This is a genomic window from Enterobacter cloacae complex sp. 2022EL-00981, assembly GCF_028737495.1.
GTDB classification, from domain to species: Bacteria; Pseudomonadota; Gammaproteobacteria; order Enterobacterales; family Enterobacteriaceae; genus Enterobacter; species Enterobacter cloacae.
In genome coordinates this window covers 21,733-43,156 of the sequence record NZ_JAQZRK010000020.1, presented here as the reverse complement: position 1 = coordinate 43,156, position 21,424 = coordinate 21,733, and the positions used below count along the sequence as shown (strand labels likewise).

General features: G+C 53.5%; 25 protein-coding genes and 1 pseudogene. 14 read left to right on the top strand and 12 right to left on the bottom strand.

Annotated features, from left to right (window positions below; all coding sequences use genetic code 11):
• Positions 1-5: 5 nt before the first annotated feature.
• Entirely contained in the window at positions 6-221 is a 216-nt protein-coding gene (locus tag PUZ33_RS16830) for a hypothetical protein (protein WP_126347329.1), read from the top strand.
• Positions 208-585, top strand: coding sequence for a hypothetical protein (locus PUZ33_RS16825; protein WP_058681130.1), 378 nt, complete (start codon positions 208-210; stop codon positions 583-585). Before PUZ33_RS16830 ends, PUZ33_RS16825 begins: the two co-directional genes overlap by 14 nt.
• A 68-nt stretch (positions 586-653) precedes the next feature.
• Here the strand turns inward: PUZ33_RS16825 and PUZ33_RS16820 are convergent, their stop codons facing one another.
• Both PUZ33_RS16820 and PUZ33_RS16815 read right to left on the bottom strand, forming a co-directional pair.
• Positions 654-1,073 (bottom strand): helix-turn-helix domain-containing protein, encoded by a 420-nt coding sequence (locus PUZ33_RS16820; RefSeq protein WP_013097659.1) that lies wholly within the window; start codon positions 1,071-1,073, stop codon positions 654-656.
• Positions 1,070-1,402 (bottom strand): annotated as a pseudogene (locus PUZ33_RS16815) (type II toxin-antitoxin system HigB family toxin). The gene PUZ33_RS16820 and the pseudogene PUZ33_RS16815 overlap by 4 nt, the downstream one beginning before the upstream one ends.
• 133 nt (positions 1,403-1,535) lie before the next feature.
• On the opposite strand from PUZ33_RS16815, the gene PUZ33_RS16810 reads away from it, so the two are divergent.
• The gene (locus PUZ33_RS16810; protein WP_058681129.1) at positions 1,536-2,285 is read left to right on the top strand and encodes a hypothetical protein; all 750 of its coding nucleotides are present in this window, start codon (positions 1,536-1,538) and stop codon (positions 2,283-2,285) included.
• Positions 2,286-2,496: 211 nt separating this feature from the next.
• Here PUZ33_RS16810 and PUZ33_RS16805 read toward each other — a convergent pair whose 3' ends face one another.
• The 3 genes from PUZ33_RS16805 to PUZ33_RS16800 all read right to left on the bottom strand — a co-directional run bounded on the left by PUZ33_RS16805 (position 2,497) and on the right by PUZ33_RS16800 (position 4,211).
• Complete coding sequence (locus PUZ33_RS16805; RefSeq protein ID WP_058681128.1) at positions 2,497-2,952, bottom strand: hypothetical protein; 456 nt, start codon at positions 2,950-2,952, stop codon at positions 2,497-2,499.
• Between the two features lie 26 nt (positions 2,953-2,978).
• Positions 2,979-3,086 carry an ash family protein gene (locus tag PUZ33_RS25170; protein ID WP_159424634.1) on the bottom strand — a complete coding sequence of 36 codons (108 nt, stop codon included), beginning with the start codon at positions 3,084-3,086 and terminating at the stop codon, positions 2,979-2,981.
• Positions 3,087-3,329: 243 nt separating this feature from the next.
• On the bottom strand, positions 3,330-4,211 hold the full coding sequence (locus tag PUZ33_RS16800; RefSeq protein ID WP_058681127.1) for a LysR family transcriptional regulator: 882 nt from the start codon (positions 4,209-4,211) through the stop codon (positions 3,330-3,332).
• Positions 4,212-4,316: 105 nt separating this feature from the next.
• Here PUZ33_RS16800 and budA point away from each other — a divergent pair, with 105 nt between their 5' ends.
• The 4 genes from budA (at position 4,317) to PUZ33_RS16780 (ending at position 8,192) form a co-directional block, all read left to right on the top strand.
• Positions 4,317-5,096 carry an acetolactate decarboxylase gene (gene budA / locus PUZ33_RS16795; RefSeq protein WP_014831009.1) on the top strand — a complete coding sequence of 260 codons (780 nt, stop codon included), beginning with the start codon at positions 4,317-4,319 and terminating at the stop codon, positions 5,094-5,096.
• A gap of 13 nt (positions 5,097-5,109) precedes the next feature.
• Positions 5,110-6,789 carry an acetolactate synthase AlsS gene (gene alsS / locus PUZ33_RS16790; RefSeq protein ID WP_013097652.1) on the top strand — a complete coding sequence of 560 codons (1,680 nt, stop codon included), beginning with the start codon at positions 5,110-5,112 and terminating at the stop codon, positions 6,787-6,789.
• Positions 6,790-6,809: 20 nt separating this feature from the next.
• Positions 6,810-7,580 carry a (S)-acetoin forming diacetyl reductase gene (locus PUZ33_RS16785; protein WP_013097651.1) on the top strand — a complete coding sequence of 257 codons (771 nt, stop codon included), beginning with the start codon at positions 6,810-6,812 and terminating at the stop codon, positions 7,578-7,580.
• 138 nt (positions 7,581-7,718) lie between these two features.
• Positions 7,719-8,192, top strand: a complete 474-nt coding sequence (locus PUZ33_RS16780) for a cold-shock protein (RefSeq protein ID WP_058681125.1) — start codon at positions 7,719-7,721, stop codon at positions 8,190-8,192.
• Positions 8,193-8,236: 44 nt separating this feature from the next.
• Here PUZ33_RS16780 and betA read toward each other — a convergent pair whose 3' ends face one another.
• Genes betA through betI form a run of 3 tightly spaced genes read right to left on the bottom strand, consistent with a single transcriptional unit; the run spans position 8,237 to position 11,988 of the window.
• Positions 8,237-9,901: a choline dehydrogenase gene (gene betA, locus PUZ33_RS16775; protein ID WP_058681124.1), complete on the bottom strand. Its 1,665-nt coding sequence runs from the start codon at positions 9,899-9,901 to the stop codon at positions 8,237-8,239.
• A 13-nt stretch (positions 9,902-9,914) separates the two neighbouring features.
• Entirely contained in the window at positions 9,915-11,387 is a 1,473-nt protein-coding gene (gene betB / locus PUZ33_RS16770; RefSeq protein WP_045293331.1) for a betaine-aldehyde dehydrogenase, read from the bottom strand.
• Between the two features lie 13 nt (positions 11,388-11,400).
• On the bottom strand, positions 11,401-11,988 hold the full coding sequence (gene betI, locus PUZ33_RS16765) for a transcriptional regulator BetI (protein WP_013097647.1): 588 nt from the start codon (positions 11,986-11,988) through the stop codon (positions 11,401-11,403).
• A 128-nt stretch (positions 11,989-12,116) separates the two neighbouring features.
• On the opposite strand from betI, the gene betT reads away from it, so the two are divergent.
• From betT to PUZ33_RS16750, 3 genes are all read left to right on the top strand, one after another.
• Positions 12,117-14,150, top strand: a complete 2,034-nt coding sequence (betT, locus tag PUZ33_RS16760; protein WP_038981034.1) for a choline BCCT transporter BetT — start codon at positions 12,117-12,119, stop codon at positions 14,148-14,150.
• A gap of 155 nt (positions 14,151-14,305) precedes the next feature.
• Complete coding sequence (locus tag PUZ33_RS16755) at positions 14,306-14,905, top strand: hypothetical protein (RefSeq protein ID WP_274205348.1); 600 nt, start codon at positions 14,306-14,308, stop codon at positions 14,903-14,905.
• 307 nt (positions 14,906-15,212) lie between these two features.
• Positions 15,213-15,659, top strand: a complete 447-nt coding sequence (locus tag PUZ33_RS16750; RefSeq protein WP_072203653.1) for a SymE family type I addiction module toxin — start codon at positions 15,213-15,215, stop codon at positions 15,657-15,659.
• A 98-nt stretch (positions 15,660-15,757) separates the two neighbouring features.
• On the opposite strand, the gene PUZ33_RS16745 is transcribed toward PUZ33_RS16750, so the two are convergent.
• Genes PUZ33_RS16745 through PUZ33_RS16735 form a run of 3 tightly spaced genes read right to left on the bottom strand, consistent with a single transcriptional unit; the run spans position 15,758 to position 17,171 of the window.
• Positions 15,758-16,258: an Hcp family type VI secretion system effector gene (locus PUZ33_RS16745; protein ID WP_058681123.1), complete on the bottom strand. Its 501-nt coding sequence runs from the start codon at positions 16,256-16,258 to the stop codon at positions 15,758-15,760.
• The gene (locus PUZ33_RS16740; RefSeq protein ID WP_058681122.1) at positions 16,258-16,614 is read right to left on the bottom strand and encodes a putative T6SS immunity periplasmic lipoprotein; all 357 of its coding nucleotides are present in this window, start codon (positions 16,612-16,614) and stop codon (positions 16,258-16,260) included. The genes PUZ33_RS16745 and PUZ33_RS16740 overlap by 1 nt, the downstream gene beginning before the upstream one ends.
• Positions 16,611-17,171: a hypothetical protein gene (locus PUZ33_RS16735; protein WP_045902356.1), complete on the bottom strand. Its 561-nt coding sequence runs from the start codon at positions 17,169-17,171 to the stop codon at positions 16,611-16,613. The genes PUZ33_RS16740 and PUZ33_RS16735 overlap by 4 nt, the downstream gene beginning before the upstream one ends.
• A gap of 212 nt (positions 17,172-17,383) precedes the next feature.
• Between PUZ33_RS16735 and PUZ33_RS16730 the strand changes: the two genes are divergently transcribed.
• Genes PUZ33_RS16730 through sitD form a run of 4 tightly spaced genes read left to right on the top strand, consistent with a single transcriptional unit; the run spans position 17,384 to position 20,794 of the window.
• Positions 17,384-18,295: a metal ABC transporter substrate-binding protein gene (locus tag PUZ33_RS16730; RefSeq protein ID WP_047024268.1), complete on the top strand. Its 912-nt coding sequence runs from the start codon at positions 17,384-17,386 to the stop codon at positions 18,293-18,295.
• Positions 18,296-18,297: 2 nt separating this feature from the next.
• Positions 18,298-19,104, top strand: a complete 807-nt coding sequence (locus PUZ33_RS16725) for a manganese/iron ABC transporter ATP-binding protein (RefSeq protein WP_058681121.1) — start codon at positions 18,298-18,300, stop codon at positions 19,102-19,104.
• Positions 19,101-19,958: an iron/manganese ABC transporter permease subunit SitC gene (gene sitC / locus PUZ33_RS16720; protein ID WP_047024267.1), complete on the top strand. Its 858-nt coding sequence runs from the start codon at positions 19,101-19,103 to the stop codon at positions 19,956-19,958. Before PUZ33_RS16725 ends, sitC begins: the two co-directional genes overlap by 4 nt.
• Entirely contained in the window at positions 19,955-20,794 is an 840-nt protein-coding gene (gene sitD, locus PUZ33_RS16715) for an iron/manganese ABC transporter permease subunit SitD (RefSeq protein ID WP_058681120.1), read from the top strand. Before sitC ends, sitD begins: the two co-directional genes overlap by 4 nt.
• Here sitD and entD read toward each other — a convergent pair.
• A complete protein-coding gene (entD, locus tag PUZ33_RS16710) occupies positions 20,730-21,422 on the bottom strand; it encodes an enterobactin synthase subunit EntD (protein ID WP_058681119.1) in 693 nt (230 codons plus the stop codon). The genes sitD and entD overlap by 65 nt on opposite strands.
• Between the last annotated feature and the right edge of the window lie 2 nt (positions 21,423-21,424).

The window sequence follows — 21,424 nt, the reverse complement described above, 5'->3', positions numbered from 1 at the left end:
TGGGTGTGGCTGGTGCAGCATATCACAGCAGCAACAGCCGTTTCGCTATACTGGAAATATATAATTTGTCTTTTAAAAAGAGCATTATTAAAAATATTTCTGTGGATGCCATTTTTGGCTGTTCATACGATACTAACTATATTAGTGAATTGCAGGCTTTCGGTAAAAATCTGTCAGGAGTGAAACGATTCATGATAAGGACAACTGATGAGTATAATTAAAAATCTTGTTGCAACGTGTATTAACTGCGCTGAAGAAAATGATGTTCTCACCATTGGAATAGGGGATGACAGTCATGATCCCAAAAACTTTATCATTATCGGACGATTCGACGAAGATGAATTACCCGTTAACGAATGCATTGGTTTCCAGAGTGAGTCAACGGAATATGAGTTAACAGACTCTATTCGTTCTGTTCAGCTCACTGAAGACAAACTTGTGATCGTGCTTAATGAAGATGCCGTAAAAATGATTGGTATCAGGGAATATCATGTGGTTATTCCTGCAGCAAAAGACTCTAAATCGCTTGGAAAGTGTTTGAGGGAAGTGTTTGAAGGCAGTGACGTGCCTCTTCAATTATCATAGGAGTTTTAGCCGCGACATGGCCAGCTTGGCTGCGTCACTTTTTTCTTAATATTAAAAAATCATCCTCATCAATTCCCCACAAATGCACTTACCGGCACGCCAAAACGCTTCGCCAGCGCGCGCATATGATCCAGCGTTAACGTGCGCTGTCCGTTAAGGATCCGACTCACCAGAGACTTCTTGCCTATCTCGTTCTCGAAATCGCTCTGAGTGAGATGGTACTGGTCCATCAGCGTTCGCAATAACGCAACGCCTGACGGAATGCTGGCAACACGCGCATTAAATTCTGCAAACTCCGGAGACTCGTTTTCGTATTTATCGATTTTCGCGGTGAGCATCTCTACCAGCGGGCTATCGGGGTCATGCTCAATCAGATACTCCACCAACGCCAGAGCATCCTCGTAATCTTGTCGCGACGGGCTTGAGCCCAGGAAAGGAAGCTCGTTGGTCAGATCGTTTGCCGCTTTGATGGCTGCTGCATAGTTCATTCTTTCGTTCTCCGGTAGAGGTCCGTGAGCTTGTCATACTCTGCGTGAGTGCTGATGTGTTTGATGAAGATCTTTCCCCGCTCAAAATCAGCAAAAACATCACTCTTAAATGCCCGCCACCCGCATCAATGACTCACCATTTTTCCCGGTATTTCATCCTGTCCCGACTGGGGGAAGCGCTTTCGCATGTCGTCTGGTGATGGGTAGTGCACATTTTTTAGTACCCGGTAAAGATCGTCCAGGGCGAGTGCTTGATTAGGAAATTGACTGGTGGCCGCGTCGAAAGGCGCTCTTGGACTACTTGCATCCTTTCCCCTTGTTTTCTGAATGGAAACATTATAGATGGTGGGTGGTGAGTTGACAATATGGAAACTGGGAGGGGAGTGCAGATTCTACATATATTTTTTGCAATAGTTTGATATGGTTAGCACATATGCTTGACTTACATTCTAGGTATCCAAAGTGATTTTAAATGACATTTTTAAAATATCTGAAGTAATTACATCTCCGTTTCACTACATATTTAAGAGGAAACTCTCTCATTATTTATATCAAAAAAGTATTATTGATATTCTAACGAGTGTTAATGATAAAAAACTACGAGAATGTTACAGGCCTCTTGATTTGATTAATGCAAGAGAGTTTAGAGGTATAATAAATTCACTTTTCCAACCAGGTGACTACCATTTTTCCACAATAGATATCGCTGTTGCAATTAATATTGCAATAGCGCATTATTGTGACAACGAATTTAATAAGCATAGCCATGAAATTATTGATTTATCCTATCATTTATCACGTGAAATAAAAGAGTCAATAATTAAGAGTAAAATAATGCGAGATGGTTTAATTGATTATGGGAAAAATATTAGCCAAATTGATGTTAATCCAGAAAGGATAAAAATTGAATATTTATTCAAAAATAAGAAAGATTTATTTAAACATTACTTTTCAACATTTAACAACACTAACTTTAACCATAGTATTAGAATCTGGCATCAAAGCAATGATAATGCTTGGGTTGATTGGGCCGAGAAAAACTCTATATGCATAAACATTAATCCATACAAAATTCGTGAGGGTTTCTTTTTAGTCGGGTTCGATTATTTTGATGTTACAAATAATGAAAGTTTACATATTGCCAGTAACAAAGATGGATATGAATATTTTAATAAACAGTTGAAAAATAGTTCATATGTATGGATGCGATAAGCATAATAAAATGGAATAAATGCAAAGAAATGGGCAAACGGTCATTACTAGGAATGAAATGCCGTCATTATGTTCTCAGCCTATGGGGAGGGCGAAAATACAAACGTTTGCTCTTACTTCGTAATAGACATTCAATAAACAACATTAAATTTTGCGTAAGACCGGGGATCTGCTTCTTACCCAGCAGAACCCCGGCCTCCCATCACCCGCCTCAGTGCGCCGTAATATACGGCTCCTTCACAAACTCCGCCAACAGCCAGACCATATCATGCAGCAGTCCGACGAGTTCTTTCGCCACGCTCGCAGGCAGTGTCCCGCCCATCACCGCCAGTGTTAACGCCACGGCATAGTCCACTTGCAGCGTCGTCTCCTGCCAGCAGTCCGGCACGCAGGAGGTAATCTTTTCCCCTGCGATCAATTGTTCAACCAGATACGAAGGCAGTTCATCATCGCAGCATCCCCGCAGCCGCTTAAGCGCAGCCAACAATCGCTCACAGAGCGTGGCAAACGTCATCGCGTCGTCAGTTTCCACCAGCACGCTTACATACGCAGTGCAGGCGTCAGCCAGTTCGAAGAGATCCGCAGAATCGGGAAGTTGCAGGTGGAGAAGGTGATAAACAGCGCTTTCTTCAGTAAGCGCGTAAGAAAATCCAGGGATAGTAGCCATAAGGCATCCTCTTTATGCAAAAAATGTTAACCGCCCGATGAGTTCCTACGCTCAGAGGGGGTAGCGCTGACGGAGGTAGGAATACCGTGCATAAAGAAAAACGGCCAGCCTTTCGACTGCTCCGCCAGCGCCACCGTGATTCTAACGGGATATGCGCTGTCGCGACAAAAAATATCGCTTTATGCTAACGGGTTCCTACGCCCGGTTACGGATGTGCCGCAACGCAGGCACTTTACGACCGTGAAGAAGGGATGAAAAGGGATGCCCCTGAATTACATCAGGTTGCTTGCAGGTTTGCGAGGCGGCTTCCAGAAGGGCATTGCCGGATGGCGGTTACGCCGTATCCGGCCTACAAAAACCACCAACCAAACCGGCCGCTACTCCTCGCTTATCATCGTCAAGAACCGCTTCACCGTCCGCGAGCGTTCAAAGCGCCGCCAGCAGAGCGCGATATCGGTATAAAGCTCGGGTGAACTCAGCGCGTGGTAGGTGACATTCGGCGGAGAGATGGCCGCCATTGACTTCGGCACCAGCGCGAATCCGCCGCCTGCAGAGACCATGCTCAGGGAGGACGAGAGCTGAGACGACTGCAGCGCGTGCTGTACGTCTATTCCGGCCCGTTCGCAACAGCTGTAAACCCGGTCGAACAGGCCGGGCGCGACCTCCTGCGGGAACAACACCACTGGCGTATCCCGGAGCTGCTCCAGCGCCAGAGCGCCGCTTGTTGCGAGCGGATGGTCGCGATGCAGCGCCACCACCATCGGCTCCCGGTCGAGGATTTTTAACTCGAATGCCTTGCTGCTCTCGCACGGCAGCCGCACGAAGGCGATATCCAGTTCCCCCTCCGCCAGCATCGCCGTCAGCGAAGACATATTGGCCTCCACCTGGTGTACCTGCACCGCCATGTTCTGTACCTGAAACTGACGAATGAGCGCGAAAATTTTGGGATGAAAAGCATCTGAACTGGTGATGCCAATCGACAGGTTGCCTTTCAGACCGCGCGCGATGCCGCGGGCTTTCTCCAGCGCGGCGTCGCTCAGCGCCAGGATCTTACAGGCGTCCTCGTAGAAGGCTTCTCCCGCTTCGGTTAGCTCCACACCTCTCGTCAGACGCCTGAACAGCGGCGTGCCCACTTCCTCTTCGAGCCGTTTGATCTGCTGACTCAGAGGAGGCTGCGAAATACCCAGCGCTTTGGCCGCCCTGGTGAAGTGTCGCTCGCGTGCAACCGCGACAAAATACCGCAGATAACGAAGTTCCATATCAAAAACGTCTCAAACCAGCATGGATTCTATATTGGAACTCTCTGCTGAATCGGGTCAACATTTATTTAACCTTTATAAATAAAGTTGAAGAGGACGAGCATGATGATGCACTCATCTGCCTGCGACTGTGAGGCGAGCTTATGCGAGACCCTGCGCGGGTTCTCCGCTAAACATCCTGACAGCGTGATCTATCAGACATCGCTAATGAGCGCCCTGCTAAGCGGCGTCTACGAGGGGGACACCACCATCGCCGATCTGCTGGCACACGGTGATTTTGGTCTGGGCACCTTCAACGAGCTGGACGGCGAAATGATTGCCTTCAGCAGCCAGGTGTACCAGCTGCGCGCCGACGGCAGTGCACGCGCCGCGAAGCCAGAGCAGAAAACGCCGTTCGCGGTGATGACCTGGTTCCAGCCGCAGTACCGCAAAACCTTTGATGCGCCGGTCAGCCGTCAGCAGATCCACGACGTGATCGACCAGCAAATTCCCTCGGATAACCTGTTCTGCGCGCTGCGCATCGACGGCAACTTCCGCCACGCCCACACCCGTACCGTACCGCGTCAGACGCCGCCATACCGCGCGATGACCGACGTGCTGGACGACCAGCCGGTGTTCCGCTTTAACCAGCGCGAAGGGGTGCTGGTTGGGTTCCGCACGCCGCAGCATATGCAGGGCATCAACGTGGCCGGCTATCACGAACATTTCATTACCGACGACCGTCAGGGCGGGGGACATCTGCTGGATTACCAGCTGGAGAGCGGCGTGCTCACCTTTGGCGAAATACACAAGCTAATGATTGACCTGCCCGCCGACAGCGCGTTTTTACAGGCCAACCTTCACCCCAGCAACCTTGATGCAGCGATCCGTTCCGTCGAAAACTAACAGGAGAACTACCGTGAACAGTGAGAAACAGTCACGTCAGTGGGCGCACGGCGCCGATATGGTTGTCGGCCAGCTGGAAGCGCAGGGCGTGAAGCAGGTGTTCGGGATCCCGGGGGCGAAAATCGACAAAGTCTTTGACTCCCTGCTGGATTCGTCCATCGAAATCATCCCGGTACGCCACGAGGCGAATGCGGCGTTCATGGCGGCGGCGGTAGGGCGTCTGACCGGCAAGGCCGGGGTGGCGCTGGTTACCTCCGGGCCGGGCTGTTCCAACCTGATCACCGGCATTGCCACCGCCAACAGCGAAGGCGACCCGGTGGTGGCGCTGGGCGGAGCGGTGAAGCGGGCGGATAAAGCCAAACTGGTGCACCAGAGCATGGACACGGTTGCCATGTTCAGCCCGGTCACCAAATACGCTGTAGAAGTCAGCTCTCCGGATGCGATTGCTGAAGTGGTATCGAACGCGTTTCGTGCCGCCGAGCACGGCAGGCCGGGGGGCGCATTCGTTAGCCTGCCGCAGGATATTGTTGACCAGCCCGCCACGGGCGCGATTTTACCGGCCAGCGGCCCGGCGCTGATGGGCCCTGCTCCCGAATCGGCCATTAACGATGTGGCGAAGCTCATCGACAAAGCCAAAAACCCGGTGATCCTGCTGGGGCTGATGGCGAGCCAGCCTGCCAACAGCGCGGCGCTGCGTAAGCTGCTGGAGAAAAGCCGCATTCCGGTCACCAGCACTTATCAGGCCGCCGGGGCGGTGAACCAGGAGCACTTCACCCGCTTTGCCGGACGCGTCGGTCTGTTCAATAACCAGGCGGGCGACAGGCTGCTGCATCTGGCGGATCTGATTATCTGCATTGGCTACAGCCCGGTGGAGTATGAGCCTTCCATGTGGAACAGCGGCGACGCCACGCTGGTGCACATTGACGTGCTGCCGGCCTATGAAGAACGCAATTATGTACCGGATCTGGAGCTGGTGGGGGATATCGCTGAAACGCTGAACCTGCTCGCTAACCGGATCGATCACAAGCTGGAGCTGAGCCAGCGTGCGTCAGAGATCCTGGTCGATCGCCAGCATCAGCGCGATCTGCTCGATCGCCGCGGTGCCTCGCTCAACCAGTTTGCCCTGCATCCGCTGCGTATCGTGCGGGCCATGCAGGACATCGTGAATAACGACGTGACCCTGACCGTCGACATGGGCAGCTTCCACATCTGGATCGCCCGCTACCTCTACAGCTTCCGGGCGCGTCAGGTGATGATCTCCAACGGTCAGCAGACCATGGGCGTTGCGCTGCCGTGGGCTATTGGCGCGTGGCTGGTCAACCCGGGGCGCAAAGTGGTCTCGGTGTCCGGCGACGGCGGCTTCCTGCAGTCAAGCATGGAGCTGGAAACCGCCGTGCGTCTTAACGCCAACGTGCTGCACATCATTTGGGTGGATAACGGCTACAACATGGTCGCCATTCAGGAAGAGAAAAAATACCAGCGTCTTTCCGGCGTGGAGTTCGGCCCGGTCGATTTCAAAGCCTATGCCGATGCCTTTGGCGCCAGGGGTTTTGCCGTGGAGAGCGCCGATGCCCTTGAACCGACGCTGCGTGCGGCGATGGATGTGAATGGCCCGGCCGTGGTGGCTATTCCCGTCGACTACAGCGATAACCCGCTGCTGATGGGCCAGCTCCATCTCAGCCAGATTTTGTGACTCACTATAAGGACAGAGAAATGCAAAAAGTTGCTCTCGTAACCGGCTCAGGCCAGGGGATTGGTAAAGCGATTGCGCTGCGCCTGGTGAAAGATGGCTTTGCTGTCGCTATCGCCGACTATAACGATGAGACGGCGCGAGCCGTTGCCGATGAAATCATCCGTAACGGCGGTAATGCCATCGCCGTGAAGGTGGATGTCTCTGACCGCGACCAGGTGTTTGCGGCAGTTGAGAAAGCCCGCACCGCGCTGGGCGGTTTCAACGTGATTGTGAATAATGCCGGGATTGCGCCGTCTACGCCCATCGAATCCATCACGCCGGAGATTGTCGACAAGGTTTACAACATCAACGTCAAAGGGGTGATCTGGGGCATGCAGGCCGCGATTGACGCGTTTCGCAAAGAGGGACACGGCGGCAAGATCATCAATGCCTGCTCCCAGGCGGGCCATACCGGTAACCCCGAACTGGCGGTATACAGCTCCAGTAAATTCGCGGTTCGTGGCTTAACCCAGACCGCAGCACGGGATCTCGCGCCGCTGGGGATCACCGTTAACGCCTACTGTCCGGGCATCGTGAAAACGCCAATGTGGGCGGAGATTGACCGCCAGGTGTCAGAGGCGGCAGGTAAACCGCTTGGCTATGGCACCGAAACCTTTGCCAAACGCATTACGCTTGGCCGCCTGTCCGAACCGGAAGATGTCGCCGCCTGCGTTTCGTATCTCGCCGGGCCAGATTCCGACTACATGACCGGCCAGTCTCTGTTAATCGATGGTGGGATGGTGTTCAACTAAAAACGTAATACTAATAAGCTCTGACATGAGTTTTCCCCTGCCCCCGTGCAGGGGCTTTTTTTTGTCTCCTCCGCCATTGTGCATTACACTGCGCGCTGCAAAACTTTAGTCATGACGATTTGACAGGCGGTAACAGCGATGAACGGTACAATCACAACGTGGTTTAAAGATAAAGGCTTTGGATTTATCAAAGATGAAAACGGTGACAACCGCTATTTTCATGTGATTAAGGTCGCCAACCCTGATCTGATCAAGAAAGATGCGGCGGTGACTTTTGAGCCAACCACCAATAACAAAGGCCTTTCCGCCTATGCGGTGAAGGTGATCCCGGAAAGTAAATACCTCTATATTGCGGGCGAGCGCGTGAAGCTCACCTCCATCAAATCCTTCGTGGTGTTTAGCGAAGAAGAGCCTGCGGATACGGGCATCGACAAAGAGAACGCGGTGCTGTCGGTCGGGCTGCTGATGAACAACATCAAACCGAAATCCGACAAAAAGCCGGGCGAAATGCGCACGGTGAAGAAGCTGGCGATCACCACCTTCCAGAACACCACGCTGATCTTTACCGAAGATGAAATCGATATCGATGCCACGGTTAAGCTGCTGAAGTAATTTGTTGCCGGGTGGCGGCTACGCCTTACCCGGCATCAGGCAACTCAGCGTCTTACCGGCGCTCCGTTCGCCACGTAATACGCCGCTGTACTCTTCGCCAGCGGCTCACGCCCGCGAATGGCATCAGCAATTTTCTCACCGATCATAATGGTGGTAGCGTTCAGGTTGCCGGTGATGATCTGCGGCATGATCGACGCATCCACCACGCGTAACCCTTCCAGCCCGTGAACGCGGCCTTCGCCATCGACTACCGCCATCTCGTCATAGCCCATTTTGCAGCTTCCACACGGGTGGAAGGCGGTTTCGGCGTGGTTGCGCACGAACTCGTCCAGCTGTTCGTCGGTCTGGCATTCAACCCCCGGGCTGATTTCGCGGCCACGGTATTTGTCCAGCGCGGGCTGATGCATGATCTCGCGGGTGATGCGGATCGCATCGCGGAACTCCTGCCAGTCCTGCTCGTGGGACATATAGTTGAACAGGATCGCCGGATGCTGGTGCGGATCGCGCGATTTAATACGCACATGCCCGCGGCTTGGTGAGCGCATCGACCCAACGTGACACTGGAAGCCGTGCTCTTTCACCGCGTTGGAGCCGTTGTAGTTAATCGCCACCGGCAGGAAGTGATACTGAATGTTCGGCCACTCGAACTCCTCGCGGCTGCGGATAAACCCACCCGCCTCGAAGTGGTTGCTCGCCCCCACGCCGGTGCCGCCAAACAGCCACTCGGCGCCAATCTTCGGCTGGTTCCACCACTGCAGGGCAGGGTAGAGGGAGACCGGCTCTTTGCATTCGTACTGGAGATACATCTCCAGGTGATCCTGCAGGTTTTCGCCCACGCCGGGCAGGTCATGCACCAGCGGAATATCAAACTGCTTCAGCAGTTCCGCGTTGCCCACGCCGGAGCGTTGCAGGATCTGCGGAGAGGCAATTGCGCCTGCGCACAGCAGCACCTCTTTGTTTGCCGATGCTTTGGACGGGATGGTGCTTTCGCCTTCCAGCCACTCGACGCCCACGGCGCGCTTACCGTCAAAGAGAATGCGATCGGTCATGGCGTGGGTGCGGATGGTCAGGTTCGGGCGCTGCTTCGCCTGGTCCAGATAGCCGCGCGCGGTGCTGGCGCGTCGGCCCTGCGGTGTGACCGTGCGGTCCATCGGGCCGAAGCCTTCCTGCTGATAGCCGTTAAGATCGTCCGTGCGCGGGTAGCCCGCCTGTACGCCCGCTTCCACCATTGCCTCAAACAGCGGGTTCACGCCCGGTTTGGAGGTGGTGACGCTCACCGGGCCGTCGCCGCCGTGGTAGTCGTTCGGACCCACGTCGCGGGTTTCAGCCTTACGGTAGTAGGGCAGGCAGTTGAGGTAGCTCCAGTGCTCCAGACCCGGCTCTTTCGCCCAGTTGTCCAGATCCATCGCGTTGCCGCGCACGTAGCACATGCCGTTGATGAGCGACGACCCGCCCAGCCCTTTACCGCGTCCGCACTCCATGCGGCGGTTATTCATATAGGGCTCTGGCTCGGTTTCGTACGCCCAGTTGTAGCGCTTGCCCTGCAGTGGGAATGCCAGTGCGGCAGGCATCTGGGTGCGGAAGTCAAAGCGGTAATCCGGGCCGCCCGCTTCAAGCAGCAGAACGGTGGTATTCGGATCTTCAGTCAGTCGTGTTGCCAGAACGTTGCCGGCAGAGCCGGCACCAATAATGATGTAGTCAAATTGCAAAAAAACCTCCCGGTTAAAATATGGACTGGAATTTACCCATCTCAACCTGGATGGACTTCACCTGGGTGTAACTCTGGAGCGTCATCACGCCGTTTTCGCGGCCGATACCGGAGTGTTTGTAGCCGCCAACCGGCATCTCTGCCGGGGATTCACCCCAGGTGTTGATCCAGCAAATACCCGCCTCAAGCTGATGAATCGCGCGATGGGCCCGGTTCAGATCGGCCGTCACGATGCCTGCCGCCAGCCCGTAGTCGGTATCGTTGGCGCGGCGGAGAGCTTCTTCTTCAGATTCATAGGTGAGGATGGACATCACCGGCCCGAAGATCTCTTCGCGCACGATGGTCATCTCGTCTGTGCAGTCGGTGAACACGGTCGGAGCGACCCACGCGCCGTTGTCAAAGCCTTCGCCCTTCAGCACGTCGCCGCCGCACAGCACGCGTGCGCCTTCCTCTTTGCCTTTGGCGATATAGCGCAGCACGTTGTCGCGGTGCGGGAAGCTGACCAGCGGGCCAAAGTTGGTGTTTTCATCGAACAGATCGCCTGCGCGGATGCGGCCCACGCGTTCAACGATTTTCTGCTCAAACGCGGCCTTGAACTTCGCGGGTACGAACACGCGGGTGCCGTTGGTGCAGACCTGGCCGGAGCTGAAGAAGTTGGCCATCATCGCGATGTCGGCAGCGAGATCGAGATCCGCATCGTCAAACACAATCAGCGGGGATTTGCCGCCCAGCTCCATCGTCACCTCTTTCAGGGACGAGGCCGCCGAGTTCGCCATCACCTTTTTGCCGCTGGCGACGCCACCGGTGAAGGAGACTTTCGCGATGCCCGGGTGTTCGGTCAGGTACTGGCCGGTCTCCGCGCCCACGCCCGGCAGAACGTTAAACACGCCGTCCGGCAGGCCCGCTTCGGTGTAGATTTCCGCAAGCTTCAGGGCGGTGAGTGGGGTGACTTCGCTCGGCTTGAAGATCATCGCGTTGCCCGCCGCCAGCGCCGGGGCGGATTTCCACAGGGCGATCTGGATCGGGTAGTTCCACGCGCCAATACCCGCCACCACGCCCAGCGGCTCGCGACGGGTGTAGACGAAAGAGGTATCGCGCAGTGGGATCTGGCTGCCTTCCAGCGCCGGGATCAGCCCCGCGTAGTACTCCAGCACGTCCGCACCGGTGACGATATCCACGGTTGAGGTTTCCGAATACGCTTTACCGGTGTCGAGGGTTTCCAGCTTCGCCAGTTCGTCGTTCCGCTCGCGCAGGATATCGACGGCGCGACGCAGAATGCGCGAGCGCTCCATGGCGGTCATTGCCGCCCAGATTTTTTGGCCTTGCCGGGCACTCTGGACGGCGCGATCGACATCTTCGCGCCCGGCGGCCTGTACGGTCGCCAGAACGTCGCCGTTAGCCGGGTTAATGGTCTCGAAAGTGCGACCGCTGGTGGCGGATGTATAACCACCATTGATATAAAGCTGCTGTTCTGCCATTCGGGACATAAATTCTCCTCGGTTATTCGGTCGGTAAATGCTGGCTGATAAAGTGGCTGGTGAGCGACTGGGCTACGTTTTTATCCAGCGGTTTGCCGCTTAGCGCGGCGCGCAGCCACAACCCGTCGATCAGCGCTGCAAGCCCGTAACCCGCCTCCTGCGCCTGTTCACGCGGCAGTTCGCGGCGGAATTCGTACACCAGATTTGAAAGCAAACGGCGGCTGCTTACCTGTTGCAACCGGTAGAGCATCGGCTGATGCATGCTGCTCGCCCAGAAGGCCAGCCAGGCTTTCATTGCCGCGCTGCTGATCTGGGTTTCATCAAAGTTGCCGCCGACAATCGCCTGCAATCGTTGCTCTGCGCTGCCATCCGGCAGGGCATGCAGGCGGCTCAGAACCGCGTCGCGCAGCTGGCCGGTGATGTCGCGCATGGTCGCTTCCAGCAGGCCATTTTTATCTTTGAAGTAGTGACTGATGATCCCGGTTGAGACTCCCGCCCGACGGGCGATCTGCGCGATGGTTGCGTCATGCATTCCCACTTCATTTATTGCTTCCAGCGTGGCGTTGATCAGTTGCCTGCGCCGGATCGGCTGCATCCCCACTTTGGGCATTTTTGCCACTCCATTCATCAGCGTTGGTTAACCATTAAAGCGGTTTTTGATTGGACGTTCAATATAAAATGTGTCTTAATTGTTGCGGATTTGGATTTTAATAGTTACAAAAACAGTGGGGATACTGGATGACAGATCTTTCGCAAGACAGAGAAAAGGACAAAATCAATCCGGTTGTTTTTTATACATCCGCAGGACTGATTTTGTTGTTTTCCCTGATGACGATCTTCTTTAGCGACTTCTCTGCCGAGTGGATTGGGCGCACCCTGAACTGGGTGTCGAAGACCTTCGGCTGGTACTATTTGCTGGCGGCGACGCTCTATATTGTCTTTGTTGTCTGCATTGCCTGTTCGCGCTTTGGTTCGGTGAAGCTCGGGCCCGAGCAGTCAAAACCCGAGTTTAGTCTGTTAAGCTGGGCGGCGATGCTGTTTGCCGCCGGTATCGGCATCGACCTGATGTTCTTCTCCGTGGCCGAACCGGTCACGCAATATATGCAGCCGCCGGAAGGGGCAGGGCAGACGATGGAGGCCGCGCGCCAGGCGATGGTCTGGACGCTGTTCCACTACGGACTGACCGGCTGGTCGATGTACGCCCTGATGGGCATGGCGCTCGGATACTTTAGCTATCGTTATAATTTACCCCTCACCATTCGCTCTGCGCTGTACCCCATTTTCGGTAAAAAGATTAACGGCCCGATAGGGCACAGCGTCGATATTGCGGCGGTGATCGGCACCATCTTCGGTATCGCCACTACGCTCGGGATCGGCGTGGTGCAGCTCAACTACGGGCTGAGCGTGCTGTTTGATATCCCGGATTCGCTAGCGGCGAAAGCCGCGCTGATCGCGCTGTCGGTGATTATCGCCACCATCTCGGTCACTGCCGGCGTGGATAAGGGGATCCGCGTGCTTTCCGAGCTGAACGTCGCGCTGGCGCTGGGGCTGATTCTGTTTGTGCTGTTTGTGGGCGACACCTCTTTCCTGCTCAATGCCTTAGTGCTGAACGTGGGCGATTACGTGAACCGCTTTATGGGCATGACGCTGAACAGCTTCGCCTTTGACCGCCCGGTGGAGTGGATGAACAACTGGACGCTGTTCTTCTGGGCGTGGTGGGTGGCGTGGTCGCCGTTTGTCGGCCTGTTCCTGGCGCGTATTTCACGTGGTCGCACCATCCGCCAGTTTGTGATGGGCACGCTGATCATTCCGTTCACCTTTACCCTGCTGTGGCTGTCGGTCTTTGGCAACAGTGCGCTGCATGAGATCATCCACGGCGACGCGGCGTTTGCGCAGGAGGCGATGGCGCACCCGGAGCGCGGATTTTACAGCCTGCTGGCGCAATATCCGGCGTTCACCTTTAGCGCCTCCGTGGCCACCATTACCGGTCTGCTGTTTTACGTCACCTCAGCGGATTCCGGTGCGCTGGTGCTGGGGAACTTCACCTCGAAGCTGAAGGACATCAACAGCGATGCACCAAACTGGCTGCGTATCTTCTGGTCCGTCGCCATCGGCCTGCTGACGCTCGGCATGCTGATGACCAACGGGATTTCCGCCCTGCAGAACACCACGGTGATCATGGGGCTGCCGTTCAGCTTTGTGATCTTCTTTGTGATGGCCGGGCTGTATAAATCGCTCAAGGTGGAAGACTACCGCCGCGTCAGCGCCAGCCGCGATACCGCGCCGCGTCCGATGGGCGCCCAGGACAGACTGAGCTGGAAGAAGCGTCTCTCGCGCCTGATGAACTACCCGGGCACGCGCTACACCAGCCAGATGATGGAGACGGTCTGCTTCCCGGCAATGGAAGAGGTGGCGCAGGAGTTGCGATTACGCGGTGCCTACGTGGAGCTGAAAAACCTGCCGCCGGAAGAGGGCGAGACCCTGGGGCATCTGGATCTGCTGGTGCATATGGGCGACGAGCAGAACTTTGTCTATCAGATCTGGCCGCAGCAGTATTCGGTGCCCGGGTTTACCTACCGCGCGCGCAGCGGCAAATCGACCTACTACCGGCTGGAGACCTTCCTGCTGGAAGGCAGCCAGGGGAATGATTTGATGGACTACAGCAAGGAGCAGGTGATTACGGATATTCTGGACCAGTATGAACGGCACCTGAACTTTATCCATCTGCACCGGGAAGCGCCGGGGAATAGCGTGATGTTCCCGGATGTGTAAATTGAGAGTCGGTTAATGAACGGCGCTATATCTTCGGTATAGCGCCGATTTTTTATCAAAACTCCCGCCATTTACTTGTAAATGGTACATTTTGATGATATCAAAAATAGCCAGTTTGAAGTTTGCGATAAAAAAATAGTTTAAGGAAGCAGTAAATGGAAATTACCTCGTTAACAAGCATTTATAAATTATTTATTCCATTACTACCATACTTGAAAAGGTTTATTACCAATGAAACCTTCTTCTCTTTATCAGATGATAAGAAGGCTGAAGCAATAGATTTTCTAATCGAAAGTGCTAATGAAGAAAATTTATTAAGCAAATACAAGCAAGAGCTTAAATTATCTTATTATAAATTATGTGATAATTTCCAGTTGAACATATATATATTGGAATACTTTCTTGCAAGCAAAAAAGAACGAGGGAAGTTTTGTAAGTCCTTGTTTCTAGTGAAAGGCTTTTATGAGTATCAAAATGCAGAGGTTAATCTTAAAAATAACATACTTTGGTTACCATTTGTAATGTTAATTGTGGGTGGTCTTTCGGGTTGGGGTGGGATTATGTCATGGATTAACATAACAGCCAGTCCACTGAAATGGATGTTTATCGCTGGGTGTAGTCTTATATGTATCCAATATATTTATTATGCTATTTATTGTTTGTTAAATTACATAAACTTAAGGCGTAAGGTGAAAGATTTTAACTTTTTTATAACCTTATATCGTTTGGATAAGACACTTAATAAGTTATTCTAAAACTTGGTCTTTAAAATAACATGCCAATTGTCAAAACGCTATTCATGAAATTATTGATTTATATAAAGCTCGGTGATTAATAAAAGAGGAATGTTTGTCTTGCATTTTTTTCGAGCCTTGTCGCATTTTTCATATATTTACTACTGAAGCTTACCTGTGCATTTATCCATGGTGGTATAATTTCGGCAATTAATACAGCAATGTGAGCTATAAACAGGATATAAAAAGGTAAGAAAAGGAATCGCGGTACAAAGGTGTGCGACCACCTCCATACCGCTAACCACAAACAACTAAAAGGGAGTTGATTATGGCTGCGAAGAATTCTATGCCAGAGCGGGCTATTGCCCAAACAGAAAATGCAGATTTAGAGATTCAGCAAGAAAATCGCGAGAAGCTACGCAAAAAACGCATCCGGGCGTTGCATGACGAGCCGGTTCACTCTGCGTATCTTCATGAAAGAGGAGAGGCGGGTTCCGCCTGTGTGGAACTTTATACTCGAATGGAGCGCAACTATCTGCCGTTAACCGGCGCGTGGTTAACCCGCGCAGGGTTTAAAGCAGGAATAGCCGTGAAGATCCGCGTGATGCCGGATTGTATTGTGATTACGCCGCAAAATTCCCGTGAGCTTTGGGGCTGTCTGGAGGGTGTTAGTGCGACGTATACCAATAAGCTGAAGGTAATGAAATGGCTGGAGACGTTTCCGGGAGCGTTAATTGATACGGGGGATTTGCCCGTGAACGAAAGTAGAAAATAGTAGCGGTAAAAATTAACGAGGCGATCCAGGGAAAGCCAGGATCGCCGTTTATAAGCAGCAGCTTGCATGAATATTTATTAGTTAGGGGGGCAGGGAAATTATGCGTTACTCTTCTCTTTCTGTGCAGGTTTCATCCATGCATCGCCATAAAGAATATTGCCTTTCACATAATTCCATTGAATGCCCCGAAATCGAAGTCCAACCACTTCATGCATATTCGGCGCTGAACTTCCCGGATAATAGACGTGCGTGAAATCCAAAGATGAGATCACCACGCTATCAAGCGTAATGGTGTAGATCTCTCTTTCTGCTCCCGCTTCAACAATTTCATAATATTTGATAATGGCTTTTTGCAGGCGTCTGCCCTCGCAGGCGGCAACGGCAAGATAAGGGCTCACTTTATCCAATTGCTTATGCAGAGTAACAGGGCCATGCTGTCGAGTTCCGGTCATATTTCCGGTATGACTGTCCACTGCCTGCTTTATACTGTAACTGCTGTTCATGATTTCAATAGCACCTTCCCGGTCTGGCATCATACAATTGCCCTGAATGAGCATTCCATTTTCATCGTAGAGAAATAAGTAAGCGGGTAGTGACATTATCGTTCTCCTAAATTTATTAGCTTGCCATTTTTATCGATATCGAACTGATGTACATATTCATTGCCATTTAAGCCGTAGTGAATAACGTAAGTATGTTCATTCTCCCATTTAATATTCATACAGGTATCAGGATATGAAGCGTTTAAATCACCGTATCCGGAACCCATGACTATGCTTATCTGATGGGCTTTGCTTGAATAGATTGTATAGTATTTCAAAATGTCATTTTTATTTATGCTGAAACAAACATGATTGCCATTAATAAAAGTTAGTCGTGTTTTTGGGGCTCGTTTACCGCCGGGGCAACCGGTAATTGAAATACACATAGCAATAATAAACAGCAGTTTTGTCATCCGGGAAATCCTTTTAAAACTGTTTTGTATTTATTCAGGAGGTAATAGATCGTTTCTTTAAGATGCAGATCTCGGTATTGTAATAAACTCTGATTTTTGTCCAGACCAAAGTATTGCAATAACCAGTAATCGCTTACAATTGATGCTTGCTGCTCTAACCCATAATGCAATAAATCTACTTTATCTAAGCTATAAGTATAGTCAGCAATACCGGAAAATAACCCTCTGGTTCTGACAAACATCCCCTTTTGTGTTTGCCAGACGTGCATCATCTCATGCATAAACCTATGTTTCTTAACTAAGTCGTCCTCTAAAGAGAAATCAGGTGAATAAGTTTCTTCTCTAAACCACATTTCACCATTAGGGCTCATCGCTATATCGACAGGCTGGAGATTAAAAGGAAGATAGCTTTCCCTGTGCACCCAAACCAGATGATAGCGAATGCTGTAACCGTAAAGCGTCTTCGCCAGGGCGATTTCACCAATTGTGAGCTGTCGGATCCCGCCCGGATTAATCGGGGTTCCTGAAGTGGGGTGAATTCTTTCATTAACCGGCATGTCAATTCCATTTTTTTAGTATGGGTATTGGCCGTAAATAATACTCCTGACCGTGAGAGAAAAAAGAAAGCACATTTCCTAAAAATTCCACCTGACAGTCCAGGTTGACACAACTTTAATGATAACCATTTTCATTTAAAATTAGCCTGTGCTATACCTTATAGCACAGGCTAATTTTGCTTTGAATTTAACCACCTCAGGAGACTTCTGCGATGCACCTACGGCAAGGATTGAAGCGTCTGTTACTCGGCGCGCTGCTCATGACGGCGACCACCACCGGCGCGCTGGCGGCCGAAAAGTTCCGGGTTATCACCACCTTTACCGTTATCGCTGATATGGCGAAAAACGTGGCGGGAGACGCCGCAGAAGTGACATCGATTACCAAACCGGGCGCTGAAATCCATGAGTATCAGCCCACGCCGGGCGATATCAAACGCGCGCAGAAGGCGCAGCTGATCCTGGCGAATGGCATGAACCTGGAGCTGTGGTTCCAGCGTTTTTATCAGCACCTGAACGGCGTGCCGGAGGTGATTGTCACTAAAGGCATCACCCCGATGGGCATCAGCGAAGGGCCCTATAACGGCAAGCCCAACCCGCACGCGTGGATGTCGCCCGACAACGCGCTGATTTACGTCGACAACATTCGGGATGCGCTGGTGAAGTACGATCCGGCGAATGCGCAGACCTATCAACGAAATGCTGAGGCCTACAAGCAGAGGATTACCGCCACCCTTGAACCGCTGCGCAAGCAGGTGGCGGAGATCCCGGAAGACAAACGCTGGATGGTGACCAGCGAAGGGGCCTTCTCCTATCTGGCGCGCGATCTGGGCCTGAAAGAGCTTTATCTCTGGCCAATCAACGCCGATCAGCAGGGCACGCCCCAGCAGGTGCGCAAGGTTATCGACCTGGTGAAAAAACATCATATCCCGGCGGTATTCAGCGAAAGCACCGTTTCCGACAAGCCCGCGCGTCAGGTGGCCCGTGAAACCGATACCCACTACGGCGGCGTACTGTACGTCGACTCCCTGAGCGCGGAAAATGGCCCGGTACCGACCTATATCGATCTGCTGAACGTCACCACCCGCACGCTGGTGCAGGGCATCCGTGACGGCACGAAGGAGTAACTATGCAAAAGGGGATTGCCGTCACAGACCTCACCGTGACCTACCGCAACGGTCACACGGCGCTGCGTGACGCCTCATTTAACGTGCCGGGGGGATCGATTGCCGCTCTGGTGGGGGTGAACGGTTCCGGCAAGTCCACGCTGTTCAAGGCAATAATGGGCTTTGTACGGGCGGCGAAGGGCAACATCGCCATTCTGGGCATGCCGCCTCATCGTGCATTGCATCAGAATCTCGTCGCCTATGTGCCTCAGTCGGAAGAGGTCGACTGGTCGTTTCCGGTGCTGGTTGAAGACGTGGTGATGATGGGGCGCTACGGTCATATGGGGTTTATGCGTCGGCCTAAGGAGAACGATCGCCGTATCGTGAACGATGCGCTGAAGCGCGTGGATATGCTTGAGCTTCGTCATCGCCAGATTGGCGAGCTGTCCGGTGGGCAGAAAAAACGCATTTTTCTGGCGCGGGCGATTGCCCAACAGGGGGAGGTGATCCTGCTCGACGAGCCTTTTACCGGCGTGGATGTCAAAACCGAAGCCCGAATTATCAGCCTGCTGCGGGAACTGCGTGACGAGGGCAAAACGATGCTGGTCTCGACCCATAACTTAGGTTCGGTCACGGAGTTTTGCGATTACACGCTGATGGTCAAAGGTACCGTGCTGGCGAGCGGCCCAACGGAAACCACCTTCACCGCCGAAAATCTTGAACGCGCCTTCAGCGGCGTGCTGCGCCACGTGGTGCTCAGCGGCTCTGAAGAACGCATCATTACTGACGATGAGCGACCCTTCGTTACCCACCGTCAGGAGGCAAAATGAACGCGCTTCTTGAACCCTTCGGCTATGAGTACATGCTCAACGCGATGTGGGTCTCGGCGATGGTGGGTGGGCTGTGCGCCTTTCTCTCCTGTTACCTGATGCTCAAAGGCTGGTCGCTGATTGGTGATGCGCTGTCGCATTCCATCGTACCGGGCGTGGCGGGCGCTTACATGCTCGGGCTGCCGTTCTCGCTGGGGGCGTTTTTATCGGGCGGGCTGGCGGCGGGGAGCATGCTTTTTCTGAACCAGCGCAGCCGCCTGAAAGAGGACGCTATTATCGGGCTGATATTTTCCTCCTTTTTCGGTCTGGGTCTGTTTATGGTGTCGCTCAACCCAACCTCGGTAAATATTCAGACTATCGTCCTCGGTAATATCCTCGCGATTGCTCCGGAAGATATTGTCCAGCTGGCGATTATCGGCGTGGTGTCGACGATTATCCTGCTGTTCAAATGGAAAGATCTGATGGTGACCTTTTTTGATGAGAACCACGCCCGCGCCATCGGCCTGCGTCCTGAACGCCTGAAAATCCTCTTCTTTACCCTGCTGGCGGTCTCCACCGTAGCGGCGCTGCAAACCGTCGGGGCATTTCTGGTCATCTGTCTGGTGGTCACACCCGGCGCGACCGCGTGGTTATTGACCGATCGCTTCCCGCGTCTGCTGATGATTGCCGTCGCTATTGGCAGCATCACCAGTTTCCTTGGCGCGTGGGCCAGTTATTATCTGGACGGCGCAACCGGCGGCATTATTGTGGTCGCCCAGACGCTGTTGTTCCTGCTGGCATTCGTCTTTGCACCGAAGCATGGCCTGCTTGCCAGCCGGCGCCGGGCACGTCACGCACAGGAGTTACTCCCATGATGGCGCTGCTGCTGGAACCCTTCCAGTTTGCGTTTATGCACAACGCGCTGCTGATTTCACTTCTGGTGGCCGTGCCCTGTGCATTGCTGTCGGTATTTCTGGTTCTCAAAGGTTGGGCATTAATGGGCGACGCCATGAGCCACGCGGTGTTTCCCGGTGTTGTGCTGGCGTGGATGATGGGTCTGCCGCTGGCGCTGGGGGCATTTGTTGCCGGGCTGTTTTGCGCGGTCGCCACCGGATACCTGAAGGATAACAGCCGCATCAAGCAGGATACGGTCATGGGGATCGTCTTTTCCGGCATGTTCGGTGCCGGACTGATCCTCTATATCGCCGTTAAACCTGAGGTGCATCTCGACCATATTCTGTTCGGCGATATGCTGGGCATAAACAACATGGATATCCTGCAAAGCGGTATCGTCGCCGGGGTGATTTCGCTGGTGATTGGCCTGAAATGGCGCGACTTTTTGCTGTTCTGCTTTGATTATCAGCAGGCGCAGGCGAGCGGTCTGCGCACCCGCTGGCTGCACTACGGGTTACTGTGCATGGTCTCGCTGACCATTGTGGCGACGCTGAAAGCGGTGGGGATTATTCTGTCGATTTCGCTGCTGATTGCGCCCGGTGCGGTTGCGGTGTTGATCACCCGGCGCTTCCATATGGCTCTGCTGGTGGCGGTTGCGATCTCGATGCTGGTCTCGGTGAGCGGCGTCTTTCTGTCGTTCTTTCTTGACAGCGCGCCCGCGCCAACCATTGTAGTGCTGTTCGCGGTCGTGTTTATCGTGACCTTTGTGGTGACTGGCGTGAGGGCCAGGCGGCGGGAGAGTGTGACAGCAATGTGATCACCCCATCGCCATCACGTTGCCAGCGCAGTGTGAAGGGGGTGCCTTCGTTAAACCCCTCCAGTGGGTGGGTCAGCGCCAGCGTCAGCGTCTCTTCGTCGAGCGATGTGATGCGGGCGCTGTCAAATCCCATGTAGATTTTCACTCGCGGGAAGAGGGCTTTAAACAGGCTTTCTTTAGCGCTAAAAACCAGCGTCAGGGCGAGGGCGAACGGGCTTCCCGCGCGTGACAGCACACTCTCTTCCTGCTTATCGATGATGCCGTCTTTGATTTCTCGAGCTTCCATGTCGGGGAGGATCGCTTCGCAATCGATGCCAGTAAGCGCATGGTACTCGTGCGTGACGACGGCCATGGCCCTCGTGCCGCTGTGGGTGATGCTGCCCGAAACCCCGTGCGGCCAGAGCGGTTCGCCGCTGGGGCCGATGCCGGGAACGGCGTGGCCAGGTAAGGCATGCGCGGCGGCGATGCGGCCCGCCAGATGTTCGGCTTTGCGTTTGCGTCCGGCGTCAGCCAGCTGTGCGTGATGGGGGAGCCAGAGGAGATCGGCGTCGATGAAGGTGGTGGGGGCGAAGGTGATGCGGTGAACGGTGAGGCTGGCGAGAACGAACGTGCTGTGGGTTGTGTGCATGG